9 protein-coding genes are annotated in these 16,351 nt (G+C 64.1%); 4 read left to right on the top strand and 5 right to left on the bottom strand.

Annotated features, from left to right (window positions below; genetic code table 11):
• Window positions 1-9: 9 nt before the first annotated feature.
• Window positions 10-1,260 carry an HlyD family type I secretion periplasmic adaptor subunit gene (locus JEY66_RS28725; protein WP_018270880.1) on the top strand — a complete coding sequence of 417 codons (1,251 nt, stop codon included), beginning with the start codon at window positions 10-12 and terminating at the stop codon, window positions 1,258-1,260.
• A gap of 220 nt (window positions 1,261-1,480) precedes the next feature.
• Entirely contained in the window at window positions 1,481-2,494 is a 1,014-nt protein-coding gene (locus JEY66_RS28730) for a transglutaminase-like cysteine peptidase (RefSeq protein WP_018270879.1), read from the top strand.
• Between the two features lie 84 nt (window positions 2,495-2,578).
• On the opposite strand, the gene JEY66_RS28735 is transcribed toward JEY66_RS28730, so the two are convergent.
• Window positions 2,579-12,301 (bottom strand): DUF5801 repeats-in-toxin domain-containing protein, encoded by a 9,723-nt coding sequence (locus JEY66_RS28735; RefSeq protein ID WP_248887567.1) that lies wholly within the window; start codon window positions 12,299-12,301, stop codon window positions 2,579-2,581.
• A gap of 238 nt (window positions 12,302-12,539) precedes the next feature.
• On the opposite strand from JEY66_RS28735, the gene JEY66_RS28740 reads away from it, so the two are divergent.
• Window positions 12,540-12,980 (top strand): hypothetical protein, encoded by a 441-nt coding sequence (locus tag JEY66_RS28740; RefSeq protein WP_244620856.1) that lies wholly within the window; start codon window positions 12,540-12,542, stop codon window positions 12,978-12,980.
• A 50-nt stretch (window positions 12,981-13,030) separates the two neighbouring features.
• Here the strand turns inward: JEY66_RS28740 and JEY66_RS28745 are convergent, their stop codons facing one another.
• Both JEY66_RS28745 and JEY66_RS28750 read right to left on the bottom strand, forming a co-directional pair.
• Window positions 13,031-13,582: a DUF3617 domain-containing protein gene (locus JEY66_RS28745; RefSeq protein WP_018270875.1), complete on the bottom strand. Its 552-nt coding sequence runs from the start codon at window positions 13,580-13,582 to the stop codon at window positions 13,031-13,033.
• A gap of 267 nt (window positions 13,583-13,849) precedes the next feature.
• A complete protein-coding gene (locus tag JEY66_RS28750; RefSeq protein ID WP_018270874.1) occupies window positions 13,850-14,434 on the bottom strand; it encodes a DUF3617 family protein in 585 nt (194 codons plus the stop codon).
• Between the two features lie 326 nt (window positions 14,435-14,760).
• Here JEY66_RS28750 and JEY66_RS28755 point away from each other — a divergent pair, with 326 nt between their 5' ends.
• Window positions 14,761-15,135, top strand: a complete 375-nt coding sequence (locus JEY66_RS28755; RefSeq protein ID WP_016845748.1) for a hypothetical protein — start codon at window positions 14,761-14,763, stop codon at window positions 15,133-15,135.
• A 62-nt stretch (window positions 15,136-15,197) separates the two neighbouring features.
• On the opposite strand, the gene JEY66_RS28760 is transcribed toward JEY66_RS28755, so the two are convergent.
• Window positions 15,198-15,461: a hypothetical protein gene (locus tag JEY66_RS28760; protein WP_018270873.1), complete on the bottom strand. Its 264-nt coding sequence runs from the start codon at window positions 15,459-15,461 to the stop codon at window positions 15,198-15,200.
• Window positions 15,462-15,558: 97 nt separating this feature from the next.
• Window positions 15,559-16,329 (bottom strand): SDR family NAD(P)-dependent oxidoreductase, encoded by a 771-nt coding sequence (locus JEY66_RS28765; RefSeq protein WP_018270872.1) that lies wholly within the window; start codon window positions 16,327-16,329, stop codon window positions 15,559-15,561.
• Between the last annotated feature and the right edge of the window lie 22 nt (window positions 16,330-16,351).

Consider the following 16,351-nt stretch of genomic DNA (forward strand, 5'->3'; position numbering starts at 1 on the left):
AAATACATTATGGCGTCTTCCGATTTCACCTTTGCAAATGATATCCGGTCCGCGGCGCTGCTGCGCACGCCGCGCACCTCCCGCATGCTGCTGTGGACCTCGTGCGCGCTGCTTGCGACGTTCTTGATCTGGGCTCATTTTGCCGTGCTGGACGAGGTCAAGCGCGGCAGCGGCCGCGTCGTGCCGTCGCGACAGATGCAGGTGGTTCAATCGCTCGAAGGCGGGATCGTCGGCGACATCCTGATCCGGGAAGGCGACATCGTTCAGCAGGGCCAGTCCCTGATGCGCATCGACGATACGAAATTCGCTTCCGAGTTCGGCGAGATCCGCGAGCGCCGCGCGGCGATGGCGGCGCGGGTGGCGCGTCTCGACGCCGAGGCGCGCGGCCGAGCCGAGATCACCTTCCCGGATGATCTCGACAAGATGGTTCCCGCCGCCGTCGCGACGGAGACCAGCGTGTTCAAGATGCGGGGTCAGAAGGTCGCGCAGGACATCGACGTTCTCAACCAGCAGGTCACCCGCCTCACCGGCTCCCTCAAGCTCCTGGAGCGCGAGCAGACCCTGACGCGCAGGCTGTATGAGCAGAAGGTCGTGCCCGAGATCGAGATGCTGCGACTTGATCGGCAGGCAACCGAGATGAAGGGACAGCTGGCCGAAGCGCAGTCGAAGATCGCGAACATCACCGCGTCGTTCCGTTCGCAGGCCGACGAGGATCTCGCCAAATCGCGTGCCGACCTCGCCGTGCTCGACGAGAACATCAAGTCCGCCCAGGACCGGGTGCGCCGCACGGATCTGAAGGCGCCGGTCCATGGCATCGTCAACAAACTGAACATCAGCACCATCGGTGCCGTCGTGCAGCCGGGCGCCAACCTGATGGACATCGTGCCGCTGGACGACACGCTGCTGGTGGAAGGCCGGATTCGTCCCCAGGACATCGCGTTTATCCGTCCCGACCAGGATGCGGTGGTGAAGATCAGCGCCTATGATTCTTCGGTCTATGGATCGCTGAAGGGCAAGGTCGAACGCATCAGCGCCGACACCATCGTCGACGACAAGGCGGAAAAGACCGAACGCCAGGAAACCTTCTACCGGGTCATGGTGCGCACCGATAAGAACCATCTCGGCACCGAACAGCATCCGCTGCCGATCATTCCGGGCATGGTGACCACGGTCGAGGTCCTGACCGGCGAGAAATCGGTGCTGGACTACATCGTGAAGCCCGCTCGCCTGCTGCGCGACGAGGCCCTGCGCGAACGCTGATCGCGACCAGGGAGTCCGTGGTTAACCGATCGTGACCTCGGTTCGTTCAATTTCGAACGAACCGGCAAACCCCGGATTGACCGCGTTTTTGACATTCGAGGCGGCGGCCCCCTCCACTTAACTCCGCTTAAGCTGCCAAGGCGCCAGTTTGCGTCCCGATAACAGCGGGGACGCAGATCGACGCACAGACGTTGACGGTCCCCGACATTGGGGACGTCATATGAAGTCGTTGAAGTTTGCTTCGTCGGCGGTCTTGGCCGCGGCTGCACTGACAATCGGTCTTTGCGCCACGCCTGCCGCGTTTGCCGCGGACGAGCTCTCTCTTGGAAGACCCGCCGGCGAACGCGCGCGCGCCGTGGACGCCGCGTCGAACCGCCCGCCTGCCACCTTCTTCACCATCGCCGACGTCCTGGCCAAGCTCGACCGGCAGCGCGGCCGTGGTCCGAACGCCATTCGCACCGCCTCGCTCACGCCGCCAAACACCGCGACCGACGCGGTGCCCGCGGCAAAGCCGCTTCCGCCTGTCGGCGCCGAGCCGTTTGGCCTGTTCACCTTCCGCGCACCGGAAAACGGCCTGTGGCGCAAATGGCGCGGCCTCGAATCCGATCTCGCAAAGGAGCAGAGCGTTCTCGAGCAATGCCGGGACAGCGCTGCCGGCTGCCCATCGCAAGCCGCGCAATTCCTTCGCCTGATCGGCGCGGTCAAGTCCAGATCCGGACGCGACCGGCTGGATGAGGCCAACCGCGCCGTCAACCAGGCGATCCGCTATGTCAGCGACTTCGCCCAGCACGGCGAGGCCGACCGCTGGACCGCCCCGCTCGCCACCTTCGCGACCGGCAAGGGCGACTGCGAGGACTATGCGATCGCAAAATACATCGCGCTCAGCGAAGCCGGCTTCCCGCGCGAGGATCTGCGCCTGGTGCTGGGTCGCGATCGCACCATCCGCCAGGATCATGCCGTGCTGGCGGCGCGCCTGGATGGCCATTGGCTGATCCTGGACAGCCGCCGCTCCGAACTGATCGACGACGGCGAGCTCGGCAACTTCACGCCGATGTTCGCGATCAACGACCGCGGCGTGCAGCTGTTTGCGGCACCTTACGCCAAGCGGCTCCCGCTCGGCGATGAACTCGACGCGGCGCCGGCGGCCGCCAATGCGGTGGAGACCGAATGGACCGGCGCGGAAGCGCTGGACGCGGCAAGCCCGCTCTTGGGCTTCCTGCCCGTGCTGATGTGATTGCGCGCGAGCAAGGCGACAATTCAATCAGTAAAAATCCGCGGAGAGGTCTCCGCGGATTTTCGATTTTGCTGCAAGCCTGGCCTAGAAAATATGAACGTTCGTAGCCGCCGGCAAGCCGGTGCTCACATGTGCGAGGTCCACCTTGTCGGAGCCCGTGCCATTTGCCGAGTACCAGAGCTCATGGGTCGTATTGTTGAAGAAGAACTTGTTCGTGCTGGCACTTTCGTTCCAGGCGCTGGCGCTGTTCTCGGTCCCGCCGGTGACTGCCGATGACGTGAACTGACCGGCCGTAAGGGCGTTTGAGGCGCCCGTCGGCAGGCTCAGACCGGCCACGTCGAGAAGGAGCGTATCACCGCTGTTGAAATCACTGATGATTTGGTGGGCGCTGAGATTGAGAACAAACTTGTCGTCCCCACCATTGCCAGTGAGCGTCTCGCTGGTTGGTCCGGCGACAATGACATCATTGCCGGCCGTGCCCAACAGGGTCGTGGTGCCATTAATGTTGATATTGATGGTGCTCGACGCCGTGTCGCCGTCACCGTCAATCGTCGACACGTTGAAGCTCAGATCCTCGGAGACGTTCGTGGTCGACGAAACTCCGACGCCAACCAGGTCGACCTTGCCGCTGCCTGTCACGTCCGTGAACTGGACAGTGTAGAGCTGCATGCCGGCCGGCGCTGTGGGCGTCGACCATTCGGTGGCGACCGTGGTGTGGGTGGAAGGATCGAAATCACCGGATACCGATGTGATGGAGGCGGCGTGCACTCCGTCCCAATAAGATACGACATAGTGGATTTTGTCGCCGCTGGCGTAGTGCGAGAACGTGTAGTTCGCGACCGATTCGTTTGCCGGCGGATGGAACGCGGCGTTGCCGACCGGGCTGGCGATTGCGCCGCTCGTGAAATCGAACAGCAGCTTTTCATTGGGGTCGAAGTTATTGTTGTCGACGCCCCAACCGCTGGTTGATCCGTTCACACCGCCTTGGCTGCCGCCGGAGGTCGAGCCCGAAACAACCGCCAGCTGATCGGTGTTCGAAGAAAGAATCTGCTCTTCCGATGGTCCCGAGCCGAAGGAGGATGAACTGCCGACATTCTGGATCGTCGTCTCCGTGAATGGCTGAAGCAAAGTGAATAGGTAGTGACCGCTTGTGTCATCCAGATTCAGCGTGAAGATATTATTCGCTGCCGACGGGGCCGCACCGATATAGGCCGTCAAATTCTGTCCAAATGCGTCGATGGAATAGTGCACGGTCTGGCCATTGAACGTCAGACCGGCCGGCGGCGTGTTTCCAGTCAAGGTGAAGTCATATGCGCCAAAACCATCGGCGCCGGAGAACACGGGTAGGTTACCGAGCACGGACACTCCCGCGTAATCGGCAATGATTCCATGCTCGATCGTGCCGAAACTCGGGCCGTCGTCGAGGAAGCTGATATGAGTGCTGATGTCGGCGGTGGCCGTCACATGATCGCCATCGGCGTCCGTCAACGTGACCGTCGCGCCGATCTTGCCGGCCGTCATCGTCAGCAGATCGTTCGGACTGGCGGTGCTGTTGTGGTGGAGCGAGAGATAGTCCGCCACATAGAGCTGACCGGTGATCGGATCGATGGCGATCGCGAAGGCCGTTTGGCCCGTCAGGCTCGGGTTGGCGACATCGTTGCCCACAGTACCGATGATCCGGCCGCTGGCATCCAGCGACAGCTCGATCCCTGCGCCATCCGTCAATGTCAGACCTGACGCAGCGCTGAGGACGCTCAACGCATAGGTCGTAGACCCCGCGCCGTCAGAGCCGAAGCTGCCGCCGGCCACCGCCAGGATGCTGCTCGCGCCCGTCGAGGCAAAGCTGAGCGCACCGTTGTCAAGTGACGCTGCCGACACATCGGTGTCGACGCCCTTGTTCGCGACCGTGCTGAACAGCGCGGCGACAGTGCTGGCGGCACCGTTGAACGTGATCGCAGTGGAGCCGAGCACGTCGCTCGCGCCACCGATGGTCTGCACGCCGGGCGTCTCGTCCACGCCGATGTTAGCTGCGCTGACCGTCGCTGTCGGCGCCGTCGGACCGCTGTCCTGGATCGTGAACACACCGGTGCCGAGGTCGAGCGGCGTCGACACGCTGTCGCCGTCGGCATCGACGATGGTCTGCACCACCTGCAACAGATTGGCGCTAGCCAGCGTCAGCGTGGCCGCATCGTCCGAATTGTTCGGATCGGAGTGCCAGATGTTGTTGACCTGGGTGAAGGTCACGATCCCGGTCGCGGGATCAATGGTGATCGTGAAGTAGGTCGTCGCGCCAACCGAACCGGTGATCGTGTTGCCGGACTGGTTCAGCAGAATCTGCGCACCCTGTCCGATACCATCGCCGTCGCCGGCAGTCTTGTCGGTCGCATCGAGCGCATAGAGGCCGGAGGCCACGTTCGAGCCCGTCAGCTTCAGCGTGTAGGTCGTCGAACCAGCACCGTCGCTGCCATAGCTACCGCCGGTGAAGTTGTCGGAGAAGTTCGCCGTCACGGAAACAAGCCCGTTCGGCGCCGTGCCGCCCGCGGTGTCGGTGCCAACAGGACGCGTCTCGTCCAGCACCAAGGTATCGGTCGGGCCGGTCACCGTGCCGGCGGTCGGGCCGCTGTCCTGGATCGTGAACACGCCGGTGCCGAGGTTCAGCGGCGTCGACACGCTGTCGCCGTCCGCATCGGTGATGGTCTGCACCACCTGCAGCAGATTCGCGCCAGACAGCGTCAGCGTCGCGGAGTCATCCGGGTTGGTCGGATCGGAGTGCCAGATATTGTTAAGCTGGGTGAAGGTCACGATGCCGGTCGAAGGATCGATCGTGATCGTGAAGTAGTTAGTGCCGCCGACTGAGCCGGTGATGGTGTTGCCGACCTGGTTGAGCACGATCTGCGCACCCTGTCCGATACCATCGCCGTCGCCGGCGGTCTTGTCGGTCGGATCGAGCGCATAGAGGCCGGAGGCCACGTTCGCACCGGTGAGCTTCAGCGTGTACGTCGTGCTGCCAGCACCGTCGCTGCCGTAGCTGCCACCGGTGAAGTTGTTGGAGAAGTCCGCCGTCACGGAATCAAGGCCGGTCGGCGCTGTGCCGCCTGCGGTGTCGCTGCCAACGGGACGGGTCTCGTCCAGCACGAGGGTGTCGGTCGGACCGGTCACGGTACCTGCCGTCGGGCCGCTGTCCTGGATCGTGAACACGCCGGTGCCGAGGTTGAGCGGCGTCGTCACGCTATCACCATCGGCGTCCGTGATGGTCTGCACCACCTGCAGCAACTCAGGGCGCGTCAGCGTCAGCGTCGCCGCATCGTCCGGGTTGGTCGGATCGGAGTGCCAGATGTTGTTGAGCTGGGTGAACGTCACGATCCCGGTCGTCTCATTGATCGTGATCGTGAAGTAGGTCGTGCCGTTCGCCGAACCGGTGATCGTGTCGCCGACCTGGTTGAGCACGATCTGCGTACCTTGGCCGATGCCATCGCCGTCGCCGGCGGTCTTGTCGGTCGGATCGAGCGCATAGAGGCCGGAGGCGACGTTCGAGCCCGTCAGCTTCAGCGTGTACGTCGTCGACCCAGCACCATCGCTGCCGTAGCTGCCGGCGGTGAAGTTGTTGGAGAAGTCCGCCGTCACGGTGTCGAGCCCGGTCGGCGCCGTGCCGCCGGCAGTATCCGTTCCTGTGGGACGGGTCTCGTCCAGCACGAGGGTGTCGGTCGGACCGGTCACGGTACCTGCCGTCGGGCCGCTGTCCTGGATCGTGAACACGCCGGTGCCGAGGTTGAGCGGCGTCGCAACGCTGTCGCCATCCGCATCGGTGATGGTCTGCACCACCTGAAGCAGGTTCGCGGCCGACAGGGTCAGCGTCGCGGCATCGTCCGGGTTGGTCGGATCGGAGTGCCAGATGTTGTTGAGCTGGGTGAACGTCACGATCCCGGTCGTCTCGTTGATCGTGATCGTGAAGTAGGTCGTGCCGTTCGCCGAACCGGTGATCGTGTCACCGACCTGGTTGAGCACGATCTGCGTTCCCTGCCCGATGCCGTCGCCGTCGCCGGCGGTCTTGTCGGTCGGATCGAGAGCGTACAGACCGGAGGCGACGTTCGCACCGGTCAGCTTCAGCGTGTAGGTCGTCGACCCAGCACCATCGGAACCATAGTTGCCGGCGGTGAAGTTGTTGGAGAAGTCCGCCGTCACGGTGTCGAGCCCGGTCGGCGCCGTGCCGCCGGCAGTATCCGTTCCGGTGGGACGGGTCTCGTCCAGCACCAAGGTGTCGGTCGGGCCGGTCACCGTGCCCGCCGTCGGGCCGCTGTCCTGGATGGTGAACACACCGGTGCCGAGATCGAGAGGCGTCGACACGCTGTCGCCGTCGGCATCGACGATGGTCTGCACCACCTGCAGCAGATTCGCGCCAGACAGCGTCAGCGTCGCGGAGTCATCCGGGTCGTTCGGATCAGAGTGCCAGATGTTGTTGAGCTGGGTGAACGTCACGATCCCGGTCGTCTCGTTGATCGTGATCGTGAAGTAGGTCGTGCCGTTCGCCGAACCGGTGATCGTGTCACCGACCTGGTTGAGCACGATCTGCGTTCCCTGCCCGATGCCGTCGCCGTCGCCGGCGGTCTTGTCGGTCGGATCGAGAGCGTACAGACCGGAGGCGACGTTCGCACCGGTCAGCTTCAGCGTGTAGGTCGTCGACCCAGCACCATCGGAACCATAGTTGCCGGCGGTGAAGTTGTTGGAGAAGTCCGCCGTCACGGTGTCGAGCCCGGTCGGCGCCGTGCCGCCGGCAGTATCCGTTCCGGTGGGACGGGTCTCGTCCAGCACCAAGGTGTCGGTTGGGCCGGTCACTGTGCCCGCCGTCGGACCGCTGTCCTGGATCGTGAACACGCCGGTACCGAGGTCGAGCGGCGTCGTCACGCTGTCGCCGTCCGCGTCGGTGATGGTCTGCACCACCTGTAGCAGGTTGGCAGCCGACAGCGTCAGCGTCGCAGGATCGTCCGGATTGGTCGGATCGGAATGCCAGATGTTGTTGAGCTGGGTGAAGCTGACGATCCCCGTCGAGGGATCGATCGTGATCGTGAAGTAATTGGTCCCGCCAACCGAGCCGGTGATGGTGTTGCCGACCTGGTTCAGCAGGATCTGTGCACCCTGCCCGATGCCATCGCCGTCGCCGGTGGTCGTGTCGGTCGCATCGAGCGCAAAGAGCCCGGACGCGACGTTGGCGCCGGTGAGCTTCAGCGTGTAGGTCGTGTTGCCCGGGCCGTCGCTGCCGTAGCTGCCGGCCGAGAAGTTGTTCGAGAAGTCTGCCGTCACGGTGTCGAGGCCGGTCGGCGCCGTGCCGCCCGCCGTGTCGGCGCCGACGGGACGGGTCTCGTCCAGAACCAACGTATCTGCCGCCGCGATCACCGTGCCGGCGGTCGGGCCGCTGTCCTGGATCGCGAACACACCGGTGCCGAGGTTGAGCGACGTCGTCACGCTGTCGCCGTCGGCGTCGGTGATGGTCTGCACGAGCTGCAGCAGTTCGGGGCGCGTCAGCGTCAGCGTCGCGGCGTCATCCGGGTTGGTCGGATCGGAGTGCCAGATATTGTTGAGCTGGGTGAAGGTCACGATCCCGGTCGCGGGATCGATCGTGATCGTGAAGTAATCGGTGCCGCCGGCCGAGCCGGTGATCGTGTTGCCGACCTGGTTCAGCACGATCTGCGCACCCTGCCCGATGCCGTCGCCGTCGCCGGTGGTCGTGTCGGTCGCATCAAGGGCGTAGAGGCCGGACGCGACGTTGGCGCCGGTGAGCTTCAGCGTGTAGGCCGAATTGCCCGGGCCATCGCTGCCATAGCTGCCGCCGGCGAAGCCGTTCGAGAAATCCGCCGTCACGGTGTCGAGCCCGGTCGGCGCTGTGCCGCCCGCGGTGTCCGTGCCGACAGGACGCGTCTCGTCGAGTACCAGCGTGTCCGTTGCGCCGGACAGCGTGCTCGCGGTCGGGCCGCTGTCCTGGATGGTGAACACACCGGTGCCGAGATCGAGCGGCGTCGACACGCTGTCGCCGTCGGCATCGACGATGGTCTGCACCACCTGCAGCAGATTCGCGCCAGACAGCGTCAGCGTCGCGGAGTCATCCGGGTTGTTCGGATCAGAGTGCCAGATGTTGTTGAGCTGGGTGAACGTCACGATCCCGGTCGTCTCGTCGATCGCAATCGTGAAGTAGGTCGTGCCGTTCGCCGAGCCGGTGATGGTGTCACCGACCTGGTTGAGCACGATCTGCGTTCCCTGCCCGATGCCGTCGCCGTCGCCGGCGGTCTTGTCGGTCGGATCGAGCGCATAGAGGCCGGAGGCGACGTTCGCACCGGTGAGCTTCAGCGTGTAGGTCGTGCTGCCAGCACCGTCGCTGCCGTAGCTGCCGCCGGTGAAGTTGTTGGAGAAGTCCGCCGTCACGGTGTCGAGCCCGGTCGGCGCCGTGCCGCCCGCGGTGTCGCTGCCAACGGGACGGGTCTCGTCCAGCACGAGGGTGTCGGTCGGACCGGTCACCGTGCCCGCCGTCGGGCCGCTGTCCTGGATCGTGAACACGCCGGTGCCGACGTCGAGCGGCGTCGTCACGTGGTCGCCGTCCGCGTCGGTGATGGTCTGCACCACCTGCAGCAGATTGGCAGCCGACAGCGTCAGCGTCGCGGAGTCATCCGGATTGGTCGGATCGGAATGCCAGATGTTGTTGAGCTGGGTGAACGTCACGATGCCGGTCGTCTCGTCGATCGTGATCGTGAAGTAGGTCGTGCCGTTCGCCGAGCCGGTGATGGTGTCACCGACCTGGTTGAGCACGATCTGCGCGCCCTGCCCGACGCCATCGCCGTCGGCGGTGGTCGTGTCGGTCGCATCGAGCGCAAAGAGGCCGGACGCCACGTTGGCGCCGGTGAGCTTCAGCGTGTAGGTCGTGTTGCCAGCACCGTCACTGCCGTAGCTGCCGGCCGAGAAGTTGTTCGAGAAGTCCGCCGTGACGGTGTCGAGGCCGGTCGGCGCGGCGCCGCCCGCGGTGTCGGCACCGACAGGACGGGTCTCGTCCAGCACCAACGTATCCGCCGCGGCGATCACCGTGCCGGCGCTCGGGCCGCTGTCCTGGATCGTGAACACGCCGGTGCCGACATCGAGCGGCGTCGTCACGCTGTCACCGTCGGCATCGACGATGGTCTGCACCACCTGCAGCAGATTGGCGCCAGCCAACGTCAGCGTCGCCGCATCGTCCGGATTGGTCGGATCGGAGTGCCAGATATTGTTGAGCTGGGTGAAGGTGACGATCCCGGTCGAGGGATCGATCGTGATCGTAAAGTAATCGGTGCCGCCAGCCGAGCCGGTGATCGTGTTGCCGACCTGGTTCAGCAGAATCTGCGCACCCTGCCCAATGCCGTCGCCGTCGGCGGTGGTCGTGTCGGCGGCATCAAGCGCGTAGAGACCGGACGCCACATTCGCGCCGACGAGGTTCAGCGTGTAGGTCGTGTGGCCCGGGCCGTCGCTGCCATAGCTGCCGGGCGTGAAGTTGTTGGAGAAGTCCGCCGTGACGGTGTCGAGGCCGGTCGGCGCCGTGCCGCCCGCAGTGTCCGTGCCAACCGGACGGGTCTCATCCAGCACCAGGGTGTCGGTCGGGCCGGTCACCGTACCGGCGGTCGGGCCGCTGTCCTGGATCGTGAACACACGGGTGCCGACATCGAGCGGCGTCGACACGCTGTCGCCGTCCGCGTCGGTGATGGTCTGCACCACCTGCAGCAGGCTCGGGCTCGACAGCGTCAGCGTTGCCGGATCGTCCGGATTCTTCGGGTCAGAATGCCAGATGTTGTTCGACTGCGTGAAGGTGACGATACCGGTCGACGGATCAATCGTGATGGTGAAATACGTCGTCCCGCCGGCGGAGCCGGTGATCGTGTTGCCGGACTGATTGAGGATGATCTGCGCGCCCTGTCCGATGCCGTCGCCGTCAGCAGTGGTCGTGTCGGTCGGATCCAGCGCGTAGAGACCCGAGGCCACGTTCGAGCCCGTGAGCTTCAGCGTGTAGGCCGTATGGCCGGGGCCGTCGCTGCCGTAGCTGCCGGAGGTAAAGTCGTGGGAGAAGTCCGCCGTCACGCTGGCAAGCCCGCTCGGCGCAAAGCCGCCCGGCGTGTCGCTGCCAACCGGGCGCGACTCGTCCAGCACCAGCGTTTCCGCCGGGCCTTCCTTCTCGATCACCGTGCCGGCCGTCGGACCGCTGTCCTGAATTGTGAACACGCCGCCACCGAGGTTGATCGGCGTTGTCACGCTGTCGCCATCCGCGTCAGTGATGGTCTGCACCACCTGCAGCAGGCTGGCGCTGGAGAGGGTCAACGTCGCCGCGTCATCCGGGTTGGTCGGATCGGCATGCCAGATGTTGTTGACCTGGGTGAAGGTGACGATCCCGGTCGTCTCGTTGATCGTGATCGTGAAGTAGGTCGTGCCGTTCGCCGAGCCGGTGATGGTGTCACCGACCTGGTTGAGCACGATCTGCGCACCCTGCCCGAAATGAGCCGGGTTGGTGTCGGTCGGATCAAGTGCATAGAGGCCCGAGGCCACGTTCGTGCCGGTGAGATGCAGCGTGTAGGCAGTGCTGCCGGCACCGTCGGCGCCGTAGCTGCCGCCGGTGAAATTGTTGGAGAAGTCCGCCGTCACACTGGCGAGGCCGGTCGGTGTCGTGCCGCCCGCGGTGTCGCTGCCGACAGGACGCGTCTCATCCAGCACCAGCGTGTCGGTCGCGCCGGTCACCGTGCCCGCCACCGGACCATCGTCAAGGATGGTCAGATGCGAGCCGACATCGACGCTCGCACTTGCCGACTGATTGTTGTTGTCAGTCACGGTGGCGGTCAGCGTGATCAGACCCGACGCCAGCGTGATCCCTTCATTGAAGTTGCCCGGCGTTGCCTCATGAACCGCGCGCAGATCGGTCAGCGTCACATGACCGGTAGCGTCAACCGAGACCGTGAGGACCAGATCGCCACTGATCGCCGTGCGCCCTTCCACGACGCCGGCCGCGTTGACCGTCAGCAGAACGTGCTGACCGGTCGCCGAATCGATCAGACCGGAATCTTCGTTCGGTGTCGTGACCGACAGCGCATAGGTCAGCGACTGCTGGCCGCCCGGTACCGTGACGTTGAACGACACCTGCACAGACGCGACCGTTGCCCCTGCGGGTCCGAGCCCCGAACCGGCAACGCCATGGTTGGTGGCCGCGGTCAGGAAGCTCTCATCGACAATCAGCGCCGACAGGGGATTGCCGGAAATGATCGGAGGCGGAGCAATGCCCAGCACGAAGCCGGTCGGCGGCAGCGCAGTCACGAGGTTCGGCAACTCTTCCTGCGGCGCCAACACGTTGGTCGGCACAGGAGCTAACGGATCGACCGCGAACGGACTGAAGTTCGCGCCGCTCGCCTGCGCGTTGCCGTTCGAGTTGCCGCCATTGTCGGCGGCCGGCAACACCGAGGCGTCCGTGCTGATCGGAAACAGATTGGCGAATTCCTGGACCGAAACCTCGCGCCCCGGCGCCATCTCGATCGTGACATTCTTCTGCCCATCCGCACGGGAGTCGAAGAACGGCTCAACCGTGACGGTCGACTGGTTGTCGAACAGGATGATCAGCTTTTCGCCGACGTGAACCAGCGTGATCTTTTCATTGGCGATCGACGAAAAATCGACCTTCACCTTCTGGTCGTATCCAAGATTGACGACCACCGCCTGATCGGTCAGCGGCTTGGTCAGCTTGTAAATTCGTACGGGAGCCGAATTGGTGGAATCGCCGGTGCCGGTTGCCTGAGCGACCTGAAACGAACCCTGCATTATCAACTCCGCAAAATGCGATTAGAGGAAAAGTTGTAGAAAAATTTAGTTTTAGGCTATTGTTAACCCTCCCCGCGGTCAAGAAATGTATTTGGTTAATCAATGCTTTCCGTTGAAGTGTGGTAAAGATCGGACAGGTCGAAGCTGGAAGAACAACGGCTTAGCCGGATTAACTTGTTCGAAAGCAGTATTTCCCCGGGCCCTGTTCGTCCTTCCCGGCGATTTGGAGCAGCAGTCGATGCGGGTGATTCTTCGGGCGTGTGCCGCTGTCTTGATTTGGGGCTGTTTCGGCGCGGCGGCCGCGCAAGCCCCTGCACAACCCGCCCCCCAGGAGACCACGGTGGAGCGCCAGGTTCGCGCCCTGGCCAACCGGGACACCCAAATTGGCCTCTACCTCAACGTGTTACCTGATTGCACGTCAGGGCCGCTGCCGACCATCCGCCTGGTCACTGCACCGGTTGCCGGAAAGGTTGTAGTGAAGTCGGCGAAGGCGAAGGCCACCAATTACAAAGCCTGCCTGGCGCTCGAGGTGCCAGCCTATGTCGCCTTCTACAAGGCGCCGCCGGAATTTCTCGGCGACGACGCCCTGACCATCGAAGTCAAGTATCAGGGCGGCCGAACCGAAATTCAGAAGATCACCGTCAAGGTCGGCGGCCCGGGAGGCCAGCAAAAGATCTGACCGGGTGACTGGAAAGCTGATGCCCTGAAGGCTCGCGCAGACCGGCCGCCTTAGAGCGGCTCGCCGTCGGCCGAGTCCTGCTCCGGCACCTCGCTCGGTGCGGAGGCCGGCTGGCTGAGCGAAGCCCTATCCTCGTGGCAATCGCTGATTCGGCGGGCAACCACACGGTCGGTCCGCGGCGCCTGGCCAACATTGGTCTTGTTGACCTCGGTATAGGCCTCGTCGCTGAGAACCGTGATGACAGTGCTGACCGGCCCGAGATAGTCGCAGCGGTTCGAGAAGACGTATTTGTTGTTGATCTTCTCCGGCCGCGAAGAGTGGCAATTTCCAACGGACGGAGATGAGAAGGTCGCCTTCATCGCCTGGGTCGGGTCGACACAGCGCGTCATTTCGCGCGCGAGCAGCGTTTGTCGGACGTTCGAGGACGTGGCGATTTCCAGCGTCCGCACGAAGCGCCACATTCCTTTTCGGAAGGTCGGCCCGCTGAATCCCTCCTCCGCCATGGCGCTCGAGGCGGCGAGCACGAACACGGAAAGCGCGGTCACGACGCCAAGCGCGGATACGAAGATCTTCGACGGGGCGAAGCCCTCACGCGATGTCATTTATTGAATCCCTAACCGGCCGCTTGACGCGGATCGCGTGACTTCGCTTGAAGCACGTCCAACCTCACATCATTCAGGAGCATTTCGTGTTAAGACCCCGTAAATACTTGGCCTTTGCTCGAAGCTCTCTCGAGCTCTTGCGTCAAACACGGTGAATGCCGGGTTGCTTCAGGCCGGGACAGCTTCGGCGCGAAAGGAAGCGCAGCGTCTACGCCGTTGGGGACGAATGGACGCCTCGTCCGCCGCCACCCGCCGTCCGATTGCCGGCTAGTGCTGCAAAGCCGCCGCTACGGACTTATCAGTCTTGCCCTCAGACTTGGCCTCAACCTTGGCCGCGCTACCGTCGTCGCAGTCGCCAATCCTTGTCGCGACGACCGTGTCGGTCCGGGGATGCTCTCCGGTGCTGATCTCGTTCAGCTCGGTATAGGCCTCGTCGCTGCGCACGGTGATGACGGTGCTGACCGTCCCCATGTAATCGCAGCGGCGTCCGAAGGTGTATTGATTGCCAACCTTCTCCGGCTTGTCCGAGACGCAGCTTCCGATCGATCCCGAGGCAAAGGTCGCCTTCATGGCGTGGGTCGGGTCGACGCAGCGCGTCGTCTCCGCGTTGACCACCCGATACTTGAAGTTCTTGTTGGCGGTCCTGACCACATCGAGCGTTCGCACGAAGCGCCACAGACCTTTGCGGAAGCTCGGGCCAGAAAAGGCTTGATCGCCCTGAGCCGGCGCTGCTGCCGCGGCCCGGCCGTTCGCCGGTTGAGGAGCTTGAGTCTGCGCATGAGCTGCCAGCGCAGGCAGTGAGACAATCATCAGGGTCAGTAGCGAACGTGCGATGCCACCACGGAAGTCCATTCCCACCCCCGATGTCCGTCCGAATACGTTCGTGATGCGATCCGGTCAGCTCATTGAAGCAATCTCCGGAACACGACTCAATACATCACACCACTTGCAGGGCGAATTGTGGCCAGTAAAGGTGCATTAACGCTACCGGCCAGCTTGCAGCCGAATTCAGACCCACTGCAGCAAACTTGCAACACCTGACACGCCATTTGCAATGGCGCCGGCCGATCTCCCCGCACCGCACTGGGCAGAGGTTTGACCTTAGTGGTTTTTTTTGCTCATTTAGCGCGAGATATTTTCCTCAATTACTTAGCCTATCGCTGGACGAGGGGGCACTGATGCGTATTCGGTTTGGCTACACGGTCGCAGGCATTTTGGCGTTGGGTGCAACGCTGTTCGGCAACTCCGGGCCGGCGGCGGCAGCGGACCTTGGTCTGGTCACAAAGGCACCGGTCGGGACCTGCACCGAGATCGTCTTCACCTGTGAGAACGGCCATCAATATCCGCTGTGCCCGCGCGCTGTGTCGGTCGAGGGCGAAGTGGTCACGGCCTCCCTGCTCACCGGCCGTGGCGGCATCCATGTGCGGCACGTTCCGATGGGCGTCGGCTATCGCTATGCGGGCCGCGGCGTCTGGCTGGACGGCTTCCGGGAAAACGCGCTGCTCAACTTCGGCAAGCGCCACCAGGTGGCGTGCACCATCGCGCATTCATGAGTGCGCGCTCTGCGTCGCTCCAATGGGCGTGACGCAGAGCACCTCAAGCAGCCGAACTCTCCTCACCCCTTGGTGCGGAGCACGGCGCGCGACGAGCGCGAGAACATATACGCCTTCGGATTGACGTAGACCGGGCAGTAGTCCTGCCACTGGTACAGCTGCCAATTCCATTTCCAGCAGCCCGATACGATCTGGGGCTCTTGTACGTAGTCCAGCCGGTACGGCGGATCGCCAAACGGATAGTAGTCGCCGCATCGCGCCGCCGTCGAAGACAGAACGACGATGGAAGCGGCGGCGGCAATGATCACGGAAAATGACTTGTTCATAACGCCCCTCGATCGAATGACGTGACCGCGCGAGAGTGCCAAATCCGCCGGTCGTTATCAAGATGCCGCCTGCCTCGTGACCGGCTCGCCGACTGTTCTAGACGGCGCGATTTTGCGTCGGCGCGCGGCCGCCGCCATCGGCGACCAGCACCGCGCCGGTCACGAAGGACGCCTCGTCGGAGGCCAGGAACAGGCAGCACGCTGCGATCTCGGCGGGCTCGGCCATCCGTCCCAGGGCAATGCGTCGTTCGACGCCGCGAATCTCGGCATCGACAGTGGTGCCGTTCTGGTCCGCAAGCAGCTGCATTTCATGGGCGCTCATCGGCGTGCGCACCCAGCCTGGCGCCACCGCATTGGCGCGGATGCCGTCGGCGCCGTGCGCATAGGCCAGCGAGCGCGTATAGGCGACGACGGCCGCCTTGCTGGCGGCGTAGCTTGCGCTATCCGGGCTCGCATTGAACGCGGCAACCGATGCGACGTTCACGATCGCTCCGCCGCGCTGCCGGAGCAGCGGCAGGGACGCGCGACAGACGCGCATCGTCCCCGTGAGGTTGACGTCGAGCGTTTTGGCCCAGACCTCGTCGGAGACGCTGGCGGGCTGATCCGGCACGATCAGGCCGGCGGCGTTGACCACGATGTCGAGCCACGCCCCGCAGGCGGTGACGGCCTTGGCGATGTCGTCAGGCTTTGTGACGTCGCCATGGATCGCCTGCCCGCCGCACTCCACTGCTGCGGCCTGCAGGTCGGCGTCGCCGAGGCCGAACAGCACGACGCGCGCACCGCTCAACGCCAGCAGCGCCGCCGTCGCCCGGCCGATCCCCGTGGCGGCGCCGGTCACCAACGCCGTCTTTCCGTCGAGCCGCGGCATCAGGGCGTGATCCGGAAAGGTG

Origin of the sequence: Bradyrhizobium elkanii USDA 76 (genome assembly GCF_023278185.1) — a bacterium.
In the GTDB taxonomy this organism is placed as follows: Bacteria; Pseudomonadota; Alphaproteobacteria; order Rhizobiales; family Xanthobacteraceae; genus Bradyrhizobium; species Bradyrhizobium elkanii.

Excerpts from the sequence above, each read along its gene's own strand:
- JEY66_RS28725 (WP_018270880.1), top strand. The coding sequence starts at position 10 with ATGGCGTCTTCCGATTTCACCTTTGCAAATGATATCCGGTCCGCGGCG.
- JEY66_RS28735 (WP_248887567.1), bottom strand. The coding sequence starts at position 12,301 with ATGCAGGGTTCGTTTCAGGTCGCTCAGGCAACCGGCACCGGCGATTCC.
- JEY66_RS28730 (WP_018270879.1), top strand. The coding sequence starts at position 1,481 with ATGAAGTCGTTGAAGTTTGCTTCGTCGGCGGTCTTGGCCGCGGCTGCA.
- JEY66_RS28765 (WP_018270872.1), bottom strand. The coding sequence starts at position 16,329 with ATGCCGCGGCTCGACGGAAAGACGGCGTTGGTGACCGGCGCCGCCACG.
- JEY66_RS28755 (WP_016845748.1), top strand. The coding sequence starts at position 14,761 with ATGCGTATTCGGTTTGGCTACACGGTCGCAGGCATTTTGGCGTTGGGT.
- JEY66_RS28740 (WP_244620856.1), top strand. The coding sequence starts at position 12,540 with ATGCGGGTGATTCTTCGGGCGTGTGCCGCTGTCTTGATTTGGGGCTGT.
- JEY66_RS28750 (WP_018270874.1), bottom strand. The coding sequence starts at position 14,434 with ATGGACTTCCGTGGTGGCATCGCACGTTCGCTACTGACCCTGATGATT.
- JEY66_RS28760 (WP_018270873.1), bottom strand. The coding sequence starts at position 15,461 with ATGAACAAGTCATTTTCCGTGATCATTGCCGCCGCCGCTTCCATCGTC.
- JEY66_RS28745 (WP_018270875.1), bottom strand. The coding sequence starts at position 13,582 with ATGACATCGCGTGAGGGCTTCGCCCCGTCGAAGATCTTCGTATCCGCG.